This is a genomic window from Chiayiivirga flava, assembly GCF_014202825.1.
GTDB classification, from domain to species: domain Bacteria; phylum Pseudomonadota; class Gammaproteobacteria; order Xanthomonadales; family Xanthomonadaceae; genus Chiayiivirga; species Chiayiivirga flava.
The window spans coordinates 156,472-173,410 of the sequence record NZ_JACHHP010000007.1 but is presented as its reverse complement, the minus strand read 5'-3'; the positions used below and the strand labels follow the sequence as shown (position 1 = coordinate 173,410).

General features: G+C 70.5%; 19 protein-coding genes and 1 tRNA gene. 6 read left to right on the top strand and 14 right to left on the bottom strand.

The features are described 5' to 3' along the window. Positions 1-173 precede the first annotated feature (173 nt). Positions 174-824: a hypothetical protein gene (locus HNQ52_RS16255; protein WP_183962265.1), complete on the top strand. Its 651-nt coding sequence runs from the start codon at positions 174-176 to the stop codon at positions 822-824. A 105-nt stretch (positions 825-929) separates the two neighbouring features. Here HNQ52_RS16255 and HNQ52_RS16250 read toward each other — a convergent pair whose 3' ends face one another. The 3 genes from HNQ52_RS16250 to HNQ52_RS16240 form a co-directional block, all read right to left on the bottom strand. After that, the gene (locus tag HNQ52_RS16250) at positions 930-1,061 is read right to left on the bottom strand and encodes an entericidin A/B family lipoprotein (RefSeq protein WP_183962263.1); all 132 of its coding nucleotides are present in this window, start codon (positions 1,059-1,061) and stop codon (positions 930-932) included. 70 nt (positions 1,062-1,131) lie between these two features. Then, entirely contained in the window at positions 1,132-2,052 is a 921-nt protein-coding gene (gene rocF / locus HNQ52_RS16245) for an arginase (protein ID WP_183962261.1), read from the bottom strand. A gap of 118 nt (positions 2,053-2,170) precedes the next feature. Beyond that, positions 2,171-2,506 (bottom strand): Hpt domain-containing protein, encoded by a 336-nt coding sequence (locus HNQ52_RS16240; protein WP_183962259.1) that lies wholly within the window; start codon positions 2,504-2,506, stop codon positions 2,171-2,173. 370 nt (positions 2,507-2,876) lie between these two features. Here HNQ52_RS16240 and HNQ52_RS16235 point away from each other — a divergent pair, with 370 nt between their 5' ends. From HNQ52_RS16235 to HNQ52_RS16225, 3 genes are all read left to right on the top strand, one after another. Beyond that, positions 2,877-4,235: an NTP/NDP exchange transporter gene (locus HNQ52_RS16235; RefSeq protein WP_183962257.1), complete on the top strand. Its 1,359-nt coding sequence runs from the start codon at positions 2,877-2,879 to the stop codon at positions 4,233-4,235. Between the two features lie 165 nt (positions 4,236-4,400). Continuing rightward, positions 4,401-4,955: a Panacea domain-containing protein gene (locus tag HNQ52_RS16230; protein ID WP_183962255.1), complete on the top strand. Its 555-nt coding sequence runs from the start codon at positions 4,401-4,403 to the stop codon at positions 4,953-4,955. A gap of 26 nt (positions 4,956-4,981) precedes the next feature. Beyond that, positions 4,982-5,389: a hypothetical protein gene (locus HNQ52_RS16225; RefSeq protein WP_183962253.1), complete on the top strand. Its 408-nt coding sequence runs from the start codon at positions 4,982-4,984 to the stop codon at positions 5,387-5,389. A gap of 139 nt (positions 5,390-5,528) precedes the next feature. Here the strand turns inward: HNQ52_RS16225 and HNQ52_RS16220 are convergent. From HNQ52_RS16220 to HNQ52_RS16195, 6 genes are all read right to left on the bottom strand, one after another. Next, positions 5,529-5,604 (bottom strand) — tRNA-Thr (locus HNQ52_RS16220). A 44-nt stretch (positions 5,605-5,648) separates the two neighbouring features. Beyond that, the gene (locus tag HNQ52_RS16215) at positions 5,649-6,314 is read right to left on the bottom strand and encodes an SPOR domain-containing protein (RefSeq protein WP_183962251.1); all 666 of its coding nucleotides are present in this window, start codon (positions 6,312-6,314) and stop codon (positions 5,649-5,651) included. A gap of 108 nt (positions 6,315-6,422) precedes the next feature. Then, the gene (locus tag HNQ52_RS16210) at positions 6,423-7,172 is read right to left on the bottom strand and encodes a type III pantothenate kinase (protein ID WP_183962249.1); all 750 of its coding nucleotides are present in this window, start codon (positions 7,170-7,172) and stop codon (positions 6,423-6,425) included. After that, a complete protein-coding gene (locus HNQ52_RS16205) occupies positions 7,169-7,972 on the bottom strand; it encodes a biotin--[acetyl-CoA-carboxylase] ligase (RefSeq protein ID WP_183962247.1) in 804 nt (267 codons plus the stop codon). Before HNQ52_RS16205 ends, HNQ52_RS16210 begins: the two co-directional genes overlap by 4 nt. After that, a complete protein-coding gene (gene plsY, locus HNQ52_RS16200; RefSeq protein WP_183962245.1) occupies positions 7,969-8,613 on the bottom strand; it encodes a glycerol-3-phosphate 1-O-acyltransferase PlsY in 645 nt (214 codons plus the stop codon). Before plsY ends, HNQ52_RS16205 begins: the two co-directional genes overlap by 4 nt. 53 nt (positions 8,614-8,666) lie before the next feature. Further along, positions 8,667-10,493 (bottom strand): DegV family protein, encoded by a 1,827-nt coding sequence (locus HNQ52_RS16195; RefSeq protein WP_183962243.1) that lies wholly within the window; start codon positions 10,491-10,493, stop codon positions 8,667-8,669. A 203-nt stretch (positions 10,494-10,696) separates the two neighbouring features. Here HNQ52_RS16195 and HNQ52_RS16190 point away from each other — a divergent pair, with 203 nt between their 5' ends. Further along, positions 10,697-10,987 carry a hypothetical protein gene (locus HNQ52_RS16190; protein WP_183962241.1) on the top strand — a complete coding sequence of 97 codons (291 nt, stop codon included), beginning with the start codon at positions 10,697-10,699 and terminating at the stop codon, positions 10,985-10,987. A 182-nt stretch (positions 10,988-11,169) separates the two neighbouring features. Continuing rightward, positions 11,170-11,931: a M90 family metallopeptidase gene (locus HNQ52_RS16185; protein WP_183962239.1), complete on the top strand. Its 762-nt coding sequence runs from the start codon at positions 11,170-11,172 to the stop codon at positions 11,929-11,931. Between the two features lie 15 nt (positions 11,932-11,946). On the opposite strand, the gene HNQ52_RS16180 is transcribed toward HNQ52_RS16185, so the two are convergent. The 5 genes from HNQ52_RS16180 to dusA all read right to left on the bottom strand — a co-directional run bounded on the left by HNQ52_RS16180 (position 11,947) and on the right by dusA (position 16,764). Beyond that, positions 11,947-13,308, bottom strand: a complete 1,362-nt coding sequence (locus HNQ52_RS16180) for an ATP-binding protein (protein ID WP_183962303.1) — start codon at positions 13,306-13,308, stop codon at positions 11,947-11,949. 40 nt (positions 13,309-13,348) lie between these two features. After that, the gene (locus HNQ52_RS16175; protein ID WP_183962237.1) at positions 13,349-14,029 is read right to left on the bottom strand and encodes a response regulator transcription factor; all 681 of its coding nucleotides are present in this window, start codon (positions 14,027-14,029) and stop codon (positions 13,349-13,351) included. A gap of 97 nt (positions 14,030-14,126) precedes the next feature. After that, positions 14,127-14,549 (bottom strand): PepSY domain-containing protein, encoded by a 423-nt coding sequence (locus HNQ52_RS16170; protein WP_183962235.1) that lies wholly within the window; start codon positions 14,547-14,549, stop codon positions 14,127-14,129. 192 nt (positions 14,550-14,741) lie between these two features. Then, positions 14,742-15,665: an arginine deiminase-related protein gene (locus HNQ52_RS16165; protein ID WP_183962233.1), complete on the bottom strand. Its 924-nt coding sequence runs from the start codon at positions 15,663-15,665 to the stop codon at positions 14,742-14,744. A gap of 55 nt (positions 15,666-15,720) precedes the next feature. After that, positions 15,721-16,764, bottom strand: coding sequence for a tRNA dihydrouridine(20/20a) synthase DusA (gene dusA, locus HNQ52_RS16160; protein ID WP_183962232.1), 1,044 nt, complete (start codon positions 16,762-16,764; stop codon positions 15,721-15,723). Between the last annotated feature and the right edge of the window lie 175 nt (positions 16,765-16,939).

The window sequence follows — 16,939 nt, the reverse complement described above, 5'->3', positions numbered from 1 at the left end:
ATCGATCGATGCGATCTGAACCATGGACTGGTCGGGCCCCCGGCAGGCGTTGCCTGATCCGACGCACGGCTCCGTCCCATGCTCGGCGTCGCCGGCGTGCACCGTGTCCGGTCCCGCGTCCATCCGACGTAATGACTTACGCTGCGCACCTCGCGCGCAACCAGTCCCGGATCATGCCGCCAGTTTCCGAGTCCGCCGCCGCGCCGCCTGCATCACCGGCGGCGCGCCTTTTCGCCGCGCTGCCCGACGCCGTGGTGTCGGCGACGTTCCTCGTGGTCTGGATCGCACCGCTGGCGCTCGGCGAACGCGCGGTGCGCAACGCGTTGCTGACGATGCTGGTCGAATTCGTGCTGATGCACGCCAGCGGCATGCTGGGAGGTGTTGCATTCGATCGCCAGCGGCCGCGTGCGACGCGGCTGACCGTATTGGCCGGCTTCACCGCGTTCTACGGGATCTTCATCGCGGCGTTCGCGCTGGCCTTCGATGCACTGTGGCCGGTCGCCGTGTTCGGCTGGCTGATCCTGGGCAAGTTTGCCGGAGTCTTCGCGCGGCACGGGCACGCTGCAGGCGAAGCGCGGCGCATGCAGGCCGAATGGGCCGCGTCGGCGGCGTGTTACGTGGGCGGCGTGTTTCTCACCGTGATGCTGCCGCTGCCTCGCCTTGGCATGTCGCAGTCGCTGCAGCCGGCGTTCGGACTGACCGGAAGCGGCGTGTGGGTGGACGAGCCGCACCGCGTGGTGGCCTTCGGCGCACTGTATTTCGCCACACTGGCCTGGATGAAGTGGCGCGCGCGGCCGCCGGGAAGGGCCGAACTACCTTCGTGACGCCGCCGTCGGCCGCGCGGAACGTCGTGCTGGGCGCCGGAGTGCACGCCGTCGCGGCGTGCCGGCCGGCCGCGTGCAGCGCGACCGGCCGGCGATCCGGACGCGTTACTTCGCCGCGTCCTCGATCTTCTCGCCGGCGCCCTTGATGTCCTTGCCGGCACCCTCGACCGTGTTGCAGCCGCCAAGCACGAGCGCGGCCGCGAGGGCCAGCAGCAGGATGGTCACGTTACGCTTCATGGTATTGCCCTCGTTGCGGGTGGAAACGCGGAGCGGAGTCTAGCGCACCGCAGCGCGGCCGCAGAGGGGTTCAGCCGCGCATCAGCGTCGACTTGCCGAACAGGCTTTCGACCAGGTCCACCGCCAGCAGCGCGGTGCGGTTCTGGCTGTCGAACGCGGGGTTGAGTTCGACGATGTCGAGCGAGGCCATGCGGCCGGTGTCGGCGATCATTTCCATCACCAGCTGCGCCTCGCGGTAGGTGGGGCCGCCGGGGATGGTGGTGCCCACGCCCGGCGCAATGCCGGGATCGAGGAAGTCGACGTCGAAGCTCACATGCAGGTGCGTGTCGGCGTCGACCCCGTCGAGCGCCTCTTCCATCACGCGCTTCATGCCGATCTCGTCGATGTAGCGCATGTCGTAGATATCGAGGCCGAATTCGTGCACGAGGCGGCGCTCGCCTTCGTCCACGGAACGAATGCCGATCTGGCGGATTTCATCGGGTTTCAGCGCCGGCGAGTCGCCCCCCAGATGCGTGAGCTCGCGCGGTCCGATGCCGCACAGGCAGGCGACCGGCATGCCGTGCACGTTGCCGCTGGGAGTGATCTGCGAAGTGTTGAAATCGGCGTGCGCGTCGAGCCACAGCACGCGCAGCTTCCGCCCGGCACGGCGGCAATGCTGCGCCACCGCCACGATCGAGCCGACGGCCAGGCAATGGTCGCCGCCGAGCGTGATGGGCAGGTGGCCGGCGGCGAGCTCGGCGGCCGTGGCGTGCATCAGCGCCGTGTTCCACGCGACCACCTGCTGCAGGTGGCGGTAGCCGTCGGCCGGCGGCTGCCACGGATTGAACGGACCGCTGAGGTTGCCGCGGTCCACGACCTGCAGGCCGCGCGCCTGCAGCGCCTCGCCCAGTCCGGCGACGCGCAGCGCTTCGGGGCCCATCGAGGCACCGCGGTGACCGGCGCCGACGTCGGTGGGCACGCCGATGAGACTGACGGGTGGAAAACGGATCATGCGGTGCTCCTGGTGGCGGATGCAGCCGGCGCGGCGGCCGATGGGGCGCGCACGACGGCAGGCACTGGCCGGTCAGGATATCGGCTCGGTCGCGCACCGGTCCAACCGGGGCACGCGCTCAGGTCTCGCGCGCGGCGTCCTGCAGCAGGTCGAGCAGACGCATCATGCTGCCGGCGAGCTCCGCGCACAGCAGATACGTGGGCAGGCGGTCGGACGGCGCCTGCGCCAGCCACTGCACCCAGCGCCGTTCCATCGCGCGGGCGATATCGCAGATTTCCTGGAAGCCGTAGGCTCCGGCCGAACCGCAGAGCTGGTGCAGGCGGCGGTGCATGTCGCGCACCTGCATGTCGCTCACGTCCTCGCCGCACAGAACGTCCCACGAGACGCGCAGCTGGCGGCGCTTGTCCTCCAGCGAGCGGCGGTAGGACAGGTGCAACTGTTCCAGACTTTCCATAGCCCTCCCGTCGCACCGCCCCTGTACGGCAGCTTAGCGAAGCCTCGCGGTGCATGCGAGACCGCTTGCCGGGCCGACGCCCGGCATCCGCGTGCTGAGTTTACGGAATTTTTACCAGGCGCGAGAGGGGCTTGGGAACACAACCGCACGCGATCGGCAGGTTCGTGCGCAGACCATGGACCGGCACACGGCTCGGGTTGTCGCGACCGCGCCTCCACTGGTCGCGTCGTCCGCCGCGCGACTGCGCGGCTGCTGTAGACATCGCCATCGATGCGCCGCTCGCCACCGACAGCCGTGAGCGACACCTTCGGCACACGCCGCGGCGGCGTCGGACGCCGCAGGCTGCGTCACCACCCGGAAGGAATGCCCGATGTCCCGTTCGCTGCGCCAGCTCACGATGCGACTGTTCAACGTGCGCGAACGCGAGGCGCCCGCGGTGCTCGCCGGGCTCGCGATGTTCTTCCTGCTGTTCTGCGGCTACGCGATGCTGCGTCCGGTGCGCGAGACGATGGGCATCGCCGGCGGCGTCGACAACCTGCAGTGGCTGTTCACCGGCACTTTCGTCGCCACGCTCGTGGCGCTGCCGCTGTTCGGCTGGGTGGCCGGGCGCGCGCGCCGGCGCCACATCCTGCCGTGGACGTTCGGATTCTTCGCGCTCAACCTCGTCGCGTTCGCGCTCGGGTTCCAGGCCGATCCGCAGAACGCGTGGACCGCGCGCGCGTTCTACATCTGGATCTCGGTGTTCAACATGCTCGCGATCTCGGTGGCGTGGAGCGTACTGGCCGACCTCATGGTGCTGGGCCAGGCCAAGCGCCTGTTCGCGATGATGGCCGGCGGACTGAGCTTCGGCGGCCTCGTCGGACCGATCCTCGGTGCGCTGCTGGTGGGGCCGATCGGCCACGCCGGGCTGATGCTGGCCGCGGCCGCGCTGCTGGTGGGCTCGATCGCGGCCGCGCTGGCGCTGCAGCGCTGGCGCGATGCGCTGCCCGACGTCGATGCCGAGCGCTCGGCACAGTCGCGCGCGCGCCCGATCGGCGGCAACCCGTTTGCCGGCGCCACCACGGTACTGCGTTCGCCATTCCTGCTCGGCATCGCGGCATTCGTGCTGCTGCTCGCGAGCGTGACGACCTTCCTGTACTTCGAGCAGGCGAAACTGGTGGAAGCGACCTTCCCCGATCCCACGCGCCAGACTCAGGTGTTCGGCATCATCGACGCGGTGGTGCAGGCGCTGGCACTGATCACGCAGTTCTTCCTCACCGGGCGCATCGCGCAGCGGCTCGGCGTGGGCGTGCTGCTGGTGGCGGTGCCGGTCGTGGTCGCCGCCGGTTTCGTGTGGCTTGCGTTCGCGCCGCTGTTCGCCGTGTTCGTCGTGGTGATGGTGGCGCGCCGCGCGGGCGAATACGCGCTGGTCCGGCCCGGGCGCGAAATGCTCTACACCGTCGTGCCGCTGGAGGCCAAGTACAAGGGCAAGAACTTCATCGACACCGTGGTCTACCGCGGCGCCGACGCGGTGAGCGGCTGGGCCAAGGCACTGGTGGACATGGTCGCCAGCCAGCCGGCGCTGGCCGCGCTGATCGGCGCGGCGCTGGCGCTGGTGTGGGGCGGCGTCGGCGCGGGCCTTGCGCGTGCGCAGGCGCGGCGCGAGCAGGCGATGGAGCGGGACACTGCGCGAACGCATTCCGTGGAGGGTACGCTCGCGCGGAGCGAAGCGCCGGTGCGGGACATGTGATGAATCGCCGGACCAGTCCATCGCAGGCACGCGTCGGTTGACCGAAAAAGCGAAAAGCGATCGACACAGCCTGAAGTGTTAACAAATCGTTACAAGCGTTCGCATACAATCTTCGCGCGTTGCATTCGGGTCTGGCCGGGGCAAGGAAAACAAAGGAACATCGTCATGTTCAGCGACGAAAAAGCTGCGCAAATTGCTGCGTATCTGCTGTCGAAAAGTCACGGCACGATGCCGTACCTGAAGCTGATGAAGTTGATGTACCTGGCCGACCGCGAGGCATTGCTGCGATTCGCGCACCCGATTTCCGACGACGCACACTATTCGATGCCGTTTGGACCGGTACTCTCGAACACGCTCCGGCTGATGCGCGACGAACGTCAGTCCGACGCGTGGACGGCCTGGGTGGACTGGGCACCCCAACATAGCCTGCGCCTGGTGCGGGACGCTTGCTCGCGGCAGGATTTCGATGAATTGCCCGATGCGCATCTTGGTGTACTGGACCAGATCTGGGAACGCTTCGGACACATGTCGAAATGGGATCTGGTCGAATACACCCACAAACATATTGCCGAGTGGGAAGACCCCAACGGCAGTAGCCGACGGATCCAGCCTCATCAGCAGTTCCGCGCCCTCGGCATGACACAGGACGACGCTGCGGCCAGAAGCGCCAATCTGCTGGAGCATTCGGCGCTGAGCGCGAAGTTGCGCGAACTGCAGTAGTGCCGTGCCGCCGCGGCGACACCGTCATGGTCCTGTCGACGGAAACAGAGCACCTCACGGTGATCATGAACGACCCGGTGTTTTCCCCCGAGCATGGGTGGGACGCCGTGCTTTGTATCAACTTCACGAGTGTCCATCCCAACATTCCGCATGACGATGCCTGCATCGCGGATGAGGGGTGCCACCGATTCATTCGACATCCCAGCTACGCGATCTATCGTCTGGCCACCGTTTTCAAGGCCGAAACACTTCGTGCGAAGCTGGACTGCGGCGAAATCCGCTCGCACGACCCGGTGTCCGAAACGCTGTTCGAAAGGCTTCGTGCCGGCCTGTTCGTATCGACCTTCGTCAGCGAAAAGATCAAGCGGTTTGTGCGCAACTGTGCGCCAGGCCTGATGCACTGCAGCCTGCAGGAAACAGATCGGAAGTCTTGATCGCCCGCGCCGCGATGTCTCCGTCATGCCGCGCAGCGCGACAACTCCGTCGCCCCTGGCATGCGCCTGCGCAATGCATCGCAGCACGTGGCGTGCACGGCCCTCGACCGCGCCGAGGCCTGCGCGCAGAACTAAGGAATGGTGCCGACACCCGGATTCGAACTGGGGACCTACCGCTTACAAGGCGGTTGCTCTACCAACTGAGCTATGCCGGCGCGGCGCGGATTCTACCCGATCGGGCACGGTCGGATGCGCCCGCTCACTCGCAGGCCACGTCCTGGGTGCCGACGCCGACGTAGCCGCCCAGGCGTACGCGCCAGTCGACGTCCGGCTGCACGGCAAGGTCGATCCAGTAGTTCGGGATTTCGTCCGTGCGCGGTTGCAACTCCGGTTCCAGGCCCGCGGCGCGCACCTGGTCGCGGCGTTGTTCGGCGTTGGCAAGGTCCCGGAACAGGCCGAGAGAAATCGTGTTCTCGCGTTCGCCGGCGGTGACGACGTAGTAGTCGCGCAGGCCCTTGGCCGAGAGTTCGCGTGCTGCCGCCAGCGCCGCCTCGCGGCTGGGCTGCGCCGGCAGGAACACCCAGAAACCGCGGTTGGCGAGGACGCGGGTTTCGCGGAACTGGATGCGTTCGGCGTTGGGCGTGAGCGCGTTCACGGCGCGGCGCAGGTCGGCCTGGGTCAGGAACGGGCCGATCTGCAGGCAGCGCAGGTCGGCAAGATCGGCCTCGGTGGTCCGCGGCGCGGCGAGCTCCGGCACCGGCGTGTCCGGATCGGCGCGCTCGATCTCGCTGAGCAGGCGCAGCGGCGGGATGCCCGGCTCGCTTGCCGGCAGCGACGGCGCCGCCGGCGGCGTGCGCAGCATCCACCACGCGGCGACGCCGAGGTTCATCAGCAGCAGCAGGACGAACAGGGCGCGAGCGAACATCGGAACCGGAGCGGAGGACGTGCGTGCATTCTAGAGGAGAGCGGTGCGGGCCGATGCCCGCGCCCGGTCGGCCTGACGTTCATCCCGCGGTCGTGTCCGCGCGAAGGCTCATTCCCCGCACGCGTCGGCCGCCCAGGCAAGCAGGCCGTGCAACACGAGATCGGGCACGTGCTCGTGCGGCGGCAGCCAGCGGCGCAGCGGTTCGCTGCCGCCGCCGGACAGCAGCAGGCGCGGCGCCGCAACCTCGAGCCGGTGCGCAAGCTCCTGCCAGCTGCGCTCGATCAGCGCGGCGGCGGCAAGGACCGCGCCGCTGCTCACCGCATCCTCGGTGCTCGCGGCAAACCGCCGCACCTGCGCCGGCGCGCCGCGCAAATGCGGGGCGCGTGCGAACAGCGCCTCGCGCATGGCGTCTGGCGTGGGTGCGATGAGGCCGCCAAGATGCAGGCCGTCGACGTCCACCGCGTCGACGGTGAGCGCCGAGCCCACGCTCGCGAGCAGCACGGGCGTGGACGCGCGCGCGCGCGCCGCGAGCATCGCCAGCCAGCGATCGACGCCCAGCCGCTCGGGCTGCGCATAGGCCACGCGCAGCGCGGAGGTCGCCGCCTGCACCGCCGGCTGCCGCACGCGGTGTCCGTGCCGCGCCAGCGTCTGCGTCACGCGCCGCGTCAGCGCGGGCGCGGCGACCGACGCGAGCAGCGCGTCCGTCGGCGCGACCCCGCCCGCGAGCCAGGCATCGAGCTGCGCGAGGGCGGCATCGGCATCGTCGATGTGCGCGAAGGCCTGCACCGGCTGCAGTACGCCGCCGTCGTGTAGCGCGCACTTGAGCCGGGTGTTGCCGAGGTCGACCAGCAGGGTCATGCGCGGCGCAGACTCACGTCGCCGCTGAACACGGTCTCGACCGCGCCGCCGATCTCCACCTGCAGCGCGCCGCTGTCGGCGATGCCGCGTGCGATGCCCTGCCGCTCGCCGTGTGCGCCCACGATCCGCACCGGCGCGTCGCGCAGCGCGTCCAGCCGCTCCCAGCGCGCGCGGAACGCGGCGAGGCCGTCGCGTGCGAATTGATCGAACGCGTCGAACCAGGCTTCGATCACCGCGGCGGCGAGCGCCGCGCGCGAGACATCGATGCCGAGGCCGGCGAGGTCGATCCAGGCCTGGTCGATGTCGTGCCGCGCGCTGTCGGGCATGCGCAGGTTGAGCCCGAGGCCGGCCACGACGCCGTCGCCCTCGCCCGTCGTTTCGACCAGCAAGCCGCCGAGCTTGCGGCCGTCGGCGACCAGGTCGTTGGGCCACTTCACCCGCACCGCCGCGGCGTCGCCGGAGGTCGGGCCGCGGGCGCGCACCGCCTCGGCCGCGGCGATGCCGAGCGCCAGGCTCAGGCCGGCCTGCGCGCGCACGCCGCCGGACACGCGGCGGAACATCGACAGGTAGAGATTGGAGTCCGGCGGCGACACCCACGCGCGCCCGCGCCGGCCGCGGCCGGCGGTCTGGGCGTCGGCCAGCAGCACGGAGGCGTCCTGTTGCGCGCGGCCGCGGCGCAGCAGTTCGGCCTGGGTCGAATCGACGCGATCGAGCACGTCCAGCACACCGAGACGCGCCCGCACCGCGGGGGCGAGCGCCGCGCGCACGGCGTCGGCATCGAAGCGCGCCGCCGCCGTCATCGCTGCCGCGCCCGCAGACGCGACCACACCCGTGCGCGCTCGAAGCGGTGCTCGGTGCCGGCGCGCAGCCGCGCGAGGTTGCCGCGGTGGGTGAAGAGCAGGAACGCGGCCGCGAGCACGGCGAACGCCAGCGTGGCCGGTCGCGCGTCCGCGGCGACGAACAGCGCCGCCGGCACCAGCAGCGCGCCCGCACAGACCGTCGCCAGGCCGACATAGCCGGTGGCGGTGAGCACCAGCAGCCACGCCGCGAACAGCAGCGGCGTCGCCGCCGGCCACAGCACGAACAGCCCGCCGACCAGCGTCGCCGCGCCCTTGCCGCCGCGAAAGCCGTGATACAGCGGCCACACGTGGCCGGCCGCGGCCGCCAGCACGCAGGCGAAGCCCTGCGCCGACGCCCGGAGCGGGGCGTCGGCATCGTGCAGTGCGACCCCGGCCCACGCCGCGAGCGCGCCCTTGCCGATGTCGATCACCACCACGCCGAACGCAAATTTCCATCCGAGCGTTCGCAGCGCATTGGTCCCGCCCGCGTTGCCGCTGCCGCGCTGGCGGATGTCGACGCCGACGAACCGTCCAAGCCACAGGCTGCCGGACACCGAGCCGATCAGATAGGCGAGCAACACGGCGGCGAAGAACATCGGCATCGCGACAGTGTTCCAGAGGCGCGCGGCTCAGGCCAGCGGCACCGCCGCCGCGATCATCTGTCGCGTCGCTGGAACGCCGCCACCAGCGCCTGCGGGCCGGCGTGCGCGCCGATCGCGGGACCGGCTTCCACCAGCCAGCCCGCCTCGCAGTCGAGCAGGCCGCGCAGCGCGTCGAGCAGCGCCTGGCCGTCGGCGGCCGCATCGCAGTGGCCCACCATCACCCGCCAGCGCTGCCCGCGCGGCAGGCGTGCGGCGAGATAGCGCGCGAAACGCGCCGGCACGTTGCGCGTTCCCCACAGCGCGCCGGCGATCGCGAGCCTGCCGTCGGGCTGCATCTTCGCCACCGGCGTCACGCCCAGCGCCAGCACGATCGGGCCGGCCCAGCGCGGCACGCGGCCGCCGCGCACGCCGTAACGGATGTCGCGCGCCACCGCCCAGGTATAGGTCTCGCCGCGCAGACGCGTGGCCAGCGCGGCCACGGCGGCGGCATCGGCACCGTCGCGCGCGGCCTCGGCGGCCGCCATCGCGATCAGCCCGACCCCGCACGACGCATGCCCGCTGTCCACCACGCGGATCCGCGCCGCACCGGCGCGCGCCGCGGCATGTTCGCCGGACTGCAGGGTGCCGCTGAGTGCGCGCGAGATGCCGGTGTACACCACGTCCGCGTGGTGGCTGAGCAGGAATTCGAACTGGCGGCGGAAGTCGCCCGGCGGCGGCTGCGAGGTTTTCGGCAACGCCGGCCCCGCATGCAGCCGACGGTAGAACTCGGCCGTGCTGATCGAGACCTTGTCGAGAAAATCCTCGTCGCCGAAATTCACCCGCACCGGCACCACGGCAATGCCGAGGCGCTCGCACTCGGCCGCCGGCAGGTCGGCGCCGCTGTCGGTCAGCACGGCCACGGCCTGCGCGCTGGAGGCGCTGCGGTGCTGCGCCAGCATGTCGTCCGCCTTGCGCCCGGTCACGCTGCCGAACCGCCCGGCCACCTCGAACAGCGCCGCCGGCGACGCCACGTGGGCATGCACGCGCACGCGCTCGCGCCCGCCGGCCACCACCACGCTCACCGCGTCGATGGCCGCGAACGCGGCGCGCAGGGCCGCCGGATCGAGCGCCTCGCCGGCGACGATGCATTCGGTGCACCACGGATGCGCGTGGTCGAATGCCTCCACGCCGTGCGCGCCGGCGAACGGCGCGGGCATCACGGCATCCGCCGCGCAGCCGGCCGCACCCGCATCGCCGGTGGCGATGAACGCGTGGATGCCTTCGAGCAGTTCGACGAATCCCATCGCGCCCGCATCCACCACGCCGGCCTGGCGCAGCACCGCGAGCTGCCGGGGCGTCTGCGCGAGTGCGCGGCGTGCCTGTTCGAGCGCCTGGCCGAACCAGACGGACAGGTTGCCGGACGGGGCGACCTGCAATGCCTCGGCGAACGCCCGGATCACGCTCAGGATCGTGCCTTCGCGCGGTTCGGACAGCGCCGCGCGGGCCTGCTCCGCGCCGGCCGAGACAGCGGCGGCGATGTCGCGCGGCGACAGCGAATGCGCATTGCCTGCCGTTTCGCTGGCGCCATGGAGGAACTGCGCGAGGATGGCGCCGGAGTTGCCGCGGGCCCCGTCGATGGCATCGTCCGCCACATCCCGCAGCAGCGTGCCCACCGACGACGCGCGCCGGCTCAGACTGCCGCCCAGCACGCTGCCCAGAGTGAAGGCCAGATTGCTGCCGGTGTCGCCGTCGGGCACCGGGAACACATTGATGCGATTGAGTGTTTCGCGGCAGGCCAGCACCCGCCCGGCACCGGCGAGCAGCGCGCGGCGCAAAGCCGGCGCACGGATGCGTGGCGCGTGCGCGGCGGGCGCGGGATCGAGATCGGGGACAGCCACCATGGCCGTGCAGTGTGCCCATGCGGCGTGCGGCGCGTCTTGCTGCGGCGCAGCGTGGATCTGCGCCTGCGCCGAAACGACACCGCGGCCGGATCGGGCGTCCTGCACGCGACCGTGGAAACGTCTACACTGCACTGTGTGGCCGGACTCCGCGTGTGCGTGCGCGGTGTCGATCCGGTCGCGACGGCACGTCCCCGGGGGATGCCATGACACGCGTCGCATTGAGTCTGTTCCTGTTCGCCTTTTCCGCGCTCGCGGCCGCGCAGGTCGTGACGCCCAGCCTCGCCAGCAAGGACGGCGGCGGCGGCTGCCCGGACGCGGCGACGCCCGAAGCGGAGCCCGCAGCACCCGCCGTCGGCCGCGCCGACGACGTCGCGCCGCCCGCCGCCGCGGCGGATGTGCCGGCCAAGGCCACGCCGCTGCGCCCGGCCCCGCCTGCCGTGCGTCCCAAGCCGGTCATGCGCTGGCACTCGTTCCTGCCGGGCATGATGAAATAAGCCGGTACGCGGCACGCTCGACAACGCGGGCTGAATCGGACAGTCACACGCGCGACCTGCGGCGGAACCTTGGCGCGTATGCGCGTTCCAACCCTGCACATGGATGTGGTGGCAAGGCGCGGCTCCCCACAACACTCCCCGCGCCCTTGCCATCGTTCCGCACCATCGCGACATTACGCCGTATGAAACGATGGTTGCGCCGCCTCGGCGGCCTGCGCACTTCCCCGCTCCGGATCGACGACGCGTCCTGGCATCGTCTGCTCCAACGCGTCACCGGAGCGCGGGAACTGCCGCAGGAGCAGCAGGTCCGCCTGCGCGACTTCGCCGGACGCTTCCTCGCCGACAAGGCCATCAGTGCCGCGGCCGACCTCGAACTCGACGACGACCGTCGGCTCCTGCTGGCGGTGTCGTGCTGCCTGCCGGTGCTGCACCTGGGCTACGACTGGCTCGACGGCTGGCACGAACTCATCGTCTATCCGGGCGAATTCGGCGTACGCCGACGCGACATCGACGAAGACACCGGCGTGCTGTCGGAGTGGGACGACGAACTCGTCGGCGAAGCCTGGGATCGCGGTCCGCTGATCCTGTCGTGGGCCGACGTGGTGGCCGACCTCGACGAACCCACCGCCGGCTACCACGTCGTCGCACACGAGATCGCACACAAGCTCGACGCGCTCGACGGCCACATGGACGGCACGCCACCGCTGCCCGATGCGGCGCGGCGGCGCGCGTGGATCGCCGCGTTCCAGCACGCCTACGACGCGGTGCGCGCGGATGTGGACGCCGGCCGCGAACCGGTCATCGATCCCTACGCGGCCGAAGCACCGGACGAATTCTTCGCGGTGACCACCGAGTACCACTTCACGGACGCGTCCTACTTGCGCGAGGTGCTGCCGGACGTGGCGCGCGAGCTCGCCCTGTTCTACGGCGAAGCGCCCGCCTGACACGCGCCGGGCGCGTCACACGCTCGGCGAGAACCGCACCACGAATGCCGCGCCACCGAGCTCGCGCGAACGCTCCACCTGCAGTTCGCCGCGGTAAGCCTTGACGATGTCCTGCACGATCGCAAGCCCGATGCCGTGGCCGTGCACGCGCTCGTCGCCGCGCACGCCGCGCTGCAACAGGCGATCGACCTGGTCGGGCGCGATACCGGGCCCGTCGTCCTCGATCGTCATCAGGATCCCGGCACGCCGGTTCGGCGCGATGGTCATCGTGCGCACGCTCAGCAGCACGCGGTGGTGCGCCCACTTGAACGCGTTTTCCAGCAGGTTGCCCATCAGCTCCATCAGATCGCCCTGCTCGCCGTAGAAGCGTGCCGAGGCGTCGATGTCGAACTCGCACAGGATGTTCTTGGCGGCGTAGACCTTCTCCAGACTGGTCACGATTTCTTCCGCGCACGGACCGATCGGCAACGGCGCGGCGAAGGTCTGGCGTCCGGAAGTCACCGCGCGCGAGAGCTGGTAGGCGACGATCTCGTTCATGCGCCCAACCTGGTCGCCGAGCGTCTCGCGCAGCTGCTCGCCCTGCGCGCCGGATTCGAGCTCGCTGCGCATCACCGCAAGCGGCGTCTTGAGGCTGTGCGCGAGGTCGCCGAGGATGTTGCGGGTGCGTTCGATCTGCTCGCGGCCCACGTCGATCATCTCGTTGAGGCTGTCGGTGAGCAGGGTGAGCTCGGTCGGATAGGCGCCGTCCAGCCGTTCCGCGTTGCCCGCCGTGACCTGCTCCATGTCCGCCACCACGCGGCGCAGCGGCCGGAAACTCCAGCGCAGCACGAGAATCTGCAGTCCGAGCAGCAGCAGCGCGGCGGCGCCGAGCCAGCCCCACAGCGTGCGGCGGAACACGGACACCTGGCGATCGAGCACGCCCGCCTCCTCGGCCACGTGCACGGTGAGCTTGGCTTCGCGCGTTTCGCTGATCTCCCACGCCATGCCGACGCTGGCGCGGTAGAGGCTGCCGTTGGGCGTGGCGATGGGACCCTCGAAGCGCTGCTCGCCCGGCGCGAGCGCATCGCTCAGCGGCAGGTTGCGGCCGAGCGCCGACTCCGAATCCCAGCGGAAATCGTCGGCGAGGATGGTGACGTACAGTCCGCTGCCCGGCCGCGAAAGCCGCGGATCCTGCGGCGTCTCCGGCGGCACGATGTCGCCGGTGCGCAGCAGTTCGGTGCCGCCCATGACCGCCCAGGCCATGTTCTCCAGCCGCTGGCGCAGGCCGCTGCTGGCGGTTTCGACGAAGGCGCGGTCCAGCGCGTAGCCGGTCAGCCCGAGAAAGGCGACCAGCCCCAGGCTTGCCGCCAGCAACTGGCGCGCCTGCAGCGAGACCATGCGGGTGGCCACGACCGATCCCTGGCGGAGCGACGCGGGTCTATTCGTTGCGCGGAATCGCGAAGCGGTAGCCGCGTCCGCGCACGGTTTCGATCGGCTTGAGAACGCCTTCGGGGTCGAGCTTCTTGCGCAGGCGACCGATGAAGACCTCCAGCACGTTGGAATCGCGGTCGAAGTCCTGCTGGTAGATGTGCTCGGTGAGATCGGCCTTGGAGACCAGTTCGCCGGCATGCAGCATCAGGTACTCGAGCACCTTGTATTCGTAGCTGGTGAGATCGACGCCGACGCCGTCGATGGTGACGGTCTGCGCGGCAAGATCCAGGCTGATCGGGCCGCAATCGAGCGACGGCTTGCTCCAGCCCGCGGCGCGCCGCAGCAGCGCATTGAGGCGCGCCAGCAGCTCTTCGACGTGGAACGGCTTGACCAGGTAATCGTCGGCGCCGGCCTTGAGACCTTCCACCTTGTCCTGCCAGCTCGACCGCGCCGTCAGGATCAGAATCGGAAATTTCTTGCCTTCGGTGCGCAGCAGCTTGACAAGCTCCATGCCGGACATCTTCGGCAGACCCAGATCGATCACGCCGACATCGAACGGCACCTCGCGCCCGAGGTAGATGCCTTCCTCGCCGTCCTGGGCGGAGTCGACGGCATACCCTTCGCGCTTGAGGCGCGCGGCGAGGGTTTCACGCAGGGGGGCTTCGTCTTCCACCAACAGGATGCGCATGCGTTCTCCTTCTTGTTGTGTGCCTGCGGACAGGCGTGGTGCGCGAGGGCGCGGGCAGACGCCCGCGCGCGACAGGTCACGTCGATGGTAGCGCGGATCAGCGCTGCGGCGAGCCGTCGTCGCGACGGCCGGACTGCTCGGGGAGGGGCGTCTGTTCAGGTCGCAACGCGCGCTGCACCATCAGCGACGGCACCTCGGACTGGGCGCCGCGCGACGGCACCGCGCGACCCCGGCCGCCGCGCTCGCCCACGTCCGGGCGTTCCGCGCGCTCGGGCCGGTCGCGCTGCGGGTCGTCCCACATGATGCGCACGCGGCCTTCGGGGGTATAGACCTTGATCCGGCTCACCTCGCGCCCGCCGCGGGTGCGGCGCTCGGCGGACAGCACGCGCCCGCCTGTCTCGCGCTCGATGCGGTTGACCGCCTCGGGCAAGCGGTTGCGCGGATCGTCCGCACGCGACTGCGCCGTGGCCGGTGGCAGCGCACACACGGTGAAGGCGATGGCGAGGAGGATTCTTGGCATGCTGAATTGCGAAATCTTAACGATCGGCCGGAAGACTGCAATCCCCTTGGCATTCGTTATTTACGCGCCAGTGTGGGTCGGAGGCGGTGAACTCGCAGTTAACTTTCCCGCCGGTCCGGCGGTCCGCTCAGGCACCGGCAGGCCAAGCGGCGGAGGGCGTTCAGCTTGGCGCGTGGGCGCGGCCGACCCGGCCTAGAAGATTTCCCCGACGCAGCAGCGCAGCGAGCCGCCGGCCTTTTCGATCTCGTCGAGCGCCACGCTGCGGATGCGGAAGCCGCAGTCCTCGAAACGCCACCGGGTCGACGGCCGCAACCGGTCCGCGGCGGCCTCGCTCATCCAGACGGTCTGCGGCCCCAGCGCGATGCAGTTGCCGGCGAACGCCTGCTGTTCCGCGCGATCGAGCGTGATCACGTGCGGCGCGTAGCGCGCGGCGATGGCGTCGGCGGCGGCGGGATCGGCAAACCCCTCCGGACAGATCACCAGCGCGCGCGAGGCCAGCACGCTCATCACCACGTTGGTGTGGTACTCGCCCGCCGCCAGCGCGAAGACGAAGCTGACGCCGAGCCCGAAGGCGGCGTGCATCGCGGCCGCGCCGACGGGGTCGCAGCGCTCGGACAGACCGCAATAACCGATGCCGCGGGCACGGTCGATCACGAGCGAGCCGGTCAGCTCGCAGATGCCCGCTTGCGTGCGCAGATCGATCAGGGTCCGTCCCAGCACCCTGGTGAAGAAATCGCGAATGTCCGCACGCTCGGCCTCGCGTTGCCGCACCGGGTGGCGCATGTGGCCCACGATGACGCGGCCCGGCGCGGTGGCGAAGACATTGTTCGGGAACACCGCGTCCGGCGTCGCGGGGTCGCCGGGAAAGCAGACCGTCGGCACCTCGTCCGCGAGTGCGCGCTGCAGGCCGCGGTGCTGCGCCAGCGCACGCTCCGGCGCGACCGTCCCCGACGCCATGTAGCGGTTGTCCAGCGCGGACTGCGCCGCGAGCGAAAACCCTTCGGGCGCGACAAGAAACGCGCCGCTCGCGCAGGCCGCGGAGTGCGTACCCGCCGGATCGGGCGCGGCGCGGAATGCCGCCGCGTCTGTCAGCAGCACGACCAGCCCCCGGCCCATGCGACGGCGGACCGCGGCGGCCCCACGCCGGCGTCCGGACCCGTCGCGACGGCGCTCATGCGGCGCGGCGCCCCTGCGCCTGCGTCGTCGAGATCGCACGCTCCAGCAGCGACCAGTCCGCGCCGTCGCGGTGCGCGCCCTCGCTCAGCACCTGGCGGAAGGCGCGCCCGCCGGGCTGCGCATGGAACAGCCCGAGCAGATGCCGCGCGATGTGCTTGAGCGCCAGGCCCTGCGCAAGCCGTGCCTCGACGTACGGCCGCAGCGCCCGCAGCAGGGCCTCGCGCGGCAGCGGTTCCACGGCGGGCGCGAACAGGGCGCGGTCGAGCAGATGCAGCAGGTACGGATCGTGGTACGCGGCGCGCCCCAGCATCACGCCATCGACGTGGGCAAGATGCGCCTCGGCGGCCTCCACGCTGGCGATGCCGCCGTTGATCACCACCGTCAGCTGCGGCCGCTCGCGCTTGAGGCGGTACACGTCCTCGTAGCGCAGCGGCGGAATCTCGCGGTTTTCCTTCGGGCTCAGGCCCTGCAGCCAGGCCTTGCGCGCGTGCACGACGAACGTGTCGCAGCCGGCGGAGGCCACGGTGTCGATGAAGTGCAACAGCGCAACGTAGTCTTCCTGCTCGTCGACACCGAGACGGCATTTCACGGTGACCGGCACGCCGCGCCCGGCGATCGCGGCGCGCATCGCGCCGACGCACTCGGCCACCAGCGCCGGCTCGCGCATGAGGCACGCGCCGAAGCGACCGGACTGCACCCGGTCCGACGGACACCCGACGTTGAGATTGACCTCGTCGTAGCCCGCATCCACCGCGATGCGCGTGGCTTCCCCCAGCAACACGGGATCGCTGCCGCCGAGCTGCAGCGCCAGCGGCCGCTCGACCGGATCGAAACCGATCAGGCGCGCGCGATCGCCCAGCACCACGGCATTGGCGTGCACCATCTCGGTGTACAGCCGCGCATGCGGCGCCAGCACGCGATGGAACACGCGGCAGTGGCGGTCGGTCCAGTCCATCATCGGGGCCACGCAAAGACGCCACCCCGCGTGCGGCGCGGAGCCTTCGACCGTTCCCGCCCGCAGCTTGCCATCGTCAACCATGCCACCGCTCCACCGCATCTTCGATCCGCAGGACCGTCACCTCGCCCCGTTGACGGCATCGGACAGGTTCTGGCGAACGGTCCGGCACGACGGGAGACGACCTCGGGCCGCCATCATCCCACGAAGGCGAAACCCGGTTCGAGGGTGACGCGGCGCGACGCATGGATCCTGCGGT

Excerpts from the sequence above, each read along its gene's own strand:
- HNQ52_RS16210 (WP_183962249.1), bottom strand. The coding sequence starts at position 7,172 with ATGACCCTGCTGGTCGACCTCGGCAACACCCGGCTCAAGTGCGCGCTA.
- dusA (WP_183962232.1), bottom strand. The coding sequence starts at position 16,764 with ATGGTTGACGATGGCAAGCTGCGGGCGGGAACGGTCGAAGGCTCCGCG.
- HNQ52_RS16180 (WP_183962303.1), bottom strand. The coding sequence starts at position 13,308 with ATGGTCTCGCTGCAGGCGCGCCAGTTGCTGGCGGCAAGCCTGGGGCTG.
- HNQ52_RS16175 (WP_183962237.1), bottom strand. The coding sequence starts at position 14,029 with ATGCGCATCCTGTTGGTGGAAGACGAAGCCCCCCTGCGTGAAACCCTC.
- HNQ52_RS16215 (WP_183962251.1), bottom strand. The coding sequence starts at position 6,314 with ATGTTCGCTCGCGCCCTGTTCGTCCTGCTGCTGCTGATGAACCTCGGC.
- HNQ52_RS16230 (WP_183962255.1), top strand. The coding sequence starts at position 4,401 with ATGTTCAGCGACGAAAAAGCTGCGCAAATTGCTGCGTATCTGCTGTCG.
- HNQ52_RS16170 (WP_183962235.1), bottom strand. The coding sequence starts at position 14,549 with ATGCCAAGAATCCTCCTCGCCATCGCCTTCACCGTGTGTGCGCTGCCA.
- HNQ52_RS16240 (WP_183962259.1), bottom strand. The coding sequence starts at position 2,506 with ATGGAAAGTCTGGAACAGTTGCACCTGTCCTACCGCCGCTCGCTGGAG.
- rocF (WP_183962261.1), bottom strand. The coding sequence starts at position 2,052 with ATGATCCGTTTTCCACCCGTCAGTCTCATCGGCGTGCCCACCGACGTC.
- plsY (WP_183962245.1), bottom strand. The coding sequence starts at position 8,613 with ATGCCGATGTTCTTCGCCGCCGTGTTGCTCGCCTATCTGATCGGCTCG.
- HNQ52_RS16255 (WP_183962265.1), top strand. The coding sequence starts at position 174 with ATGCCGCCAGTTTCCGAGTCCGCCGCCGCGCCGCCTGCATCACCGGCG.
- HNQ52_RS16165 (WP_183962233.1), bottom strand. The coding sequence starts at position 15,665 with ATGGGCCGGGGGCTGGTCGTGCTGCTGACAGACGCGGCGGCATTCCGC.
- HNQ52_RS16250 (WP_183962263.1), bottom strand. The coding sequence starts at position 1,061 with ATGAAGCGTAACGTGACCATCCTGCTGCTGGCCCTCGCGGCCGCGCTC.
- HNQ52_RS16190 (WP_183962241.1), top strand. The coding sequence starts at position 10,697 with ATGACACGCGTCGCATTGAGTCTGTTCCTGTTCGCCTTTTCCGCGCTC.
- HNQ52_RS16195 (WP_183962243.1), bottom strand. The coding sequence starts at position 10,493 with ATGGTGGCTGTCCCCGATCTCGATCCCGCGCCCGCCGCGCACGCGCCA.
- HNQ52_RS16205 (WP_183962247.1), bottom strand. The coding sequence starts at position 7,972 with ATGACGGCGGCGGCGCGCTTCGATGCCGACGCCGTGCGCGCGGCGCTC.
- HNQ52_RS16185 (WP_183962239.1), top strand. The coding sequence starts at position 11,170 with ATGAAACGATGGTTGCGCCGCCTCGGCGGCCTGCGCACTTCCCCGCTC.
- HNQ52_RS16225 (WP_183962253.1), top strand. The coding sequence starts at position 4,982 with ATGGTCCTGTCGACGGAAACAGAGCACCTCACGGTGATCATGAACGAC.
- HNQ52_RS16235 (WP_183962257.1), top strand. The coding sequence starts at position 2,877 with ATGTCCCGTTCGCTGCGCCAGCTCACGATGCGACTGTTCAACGTGCGC.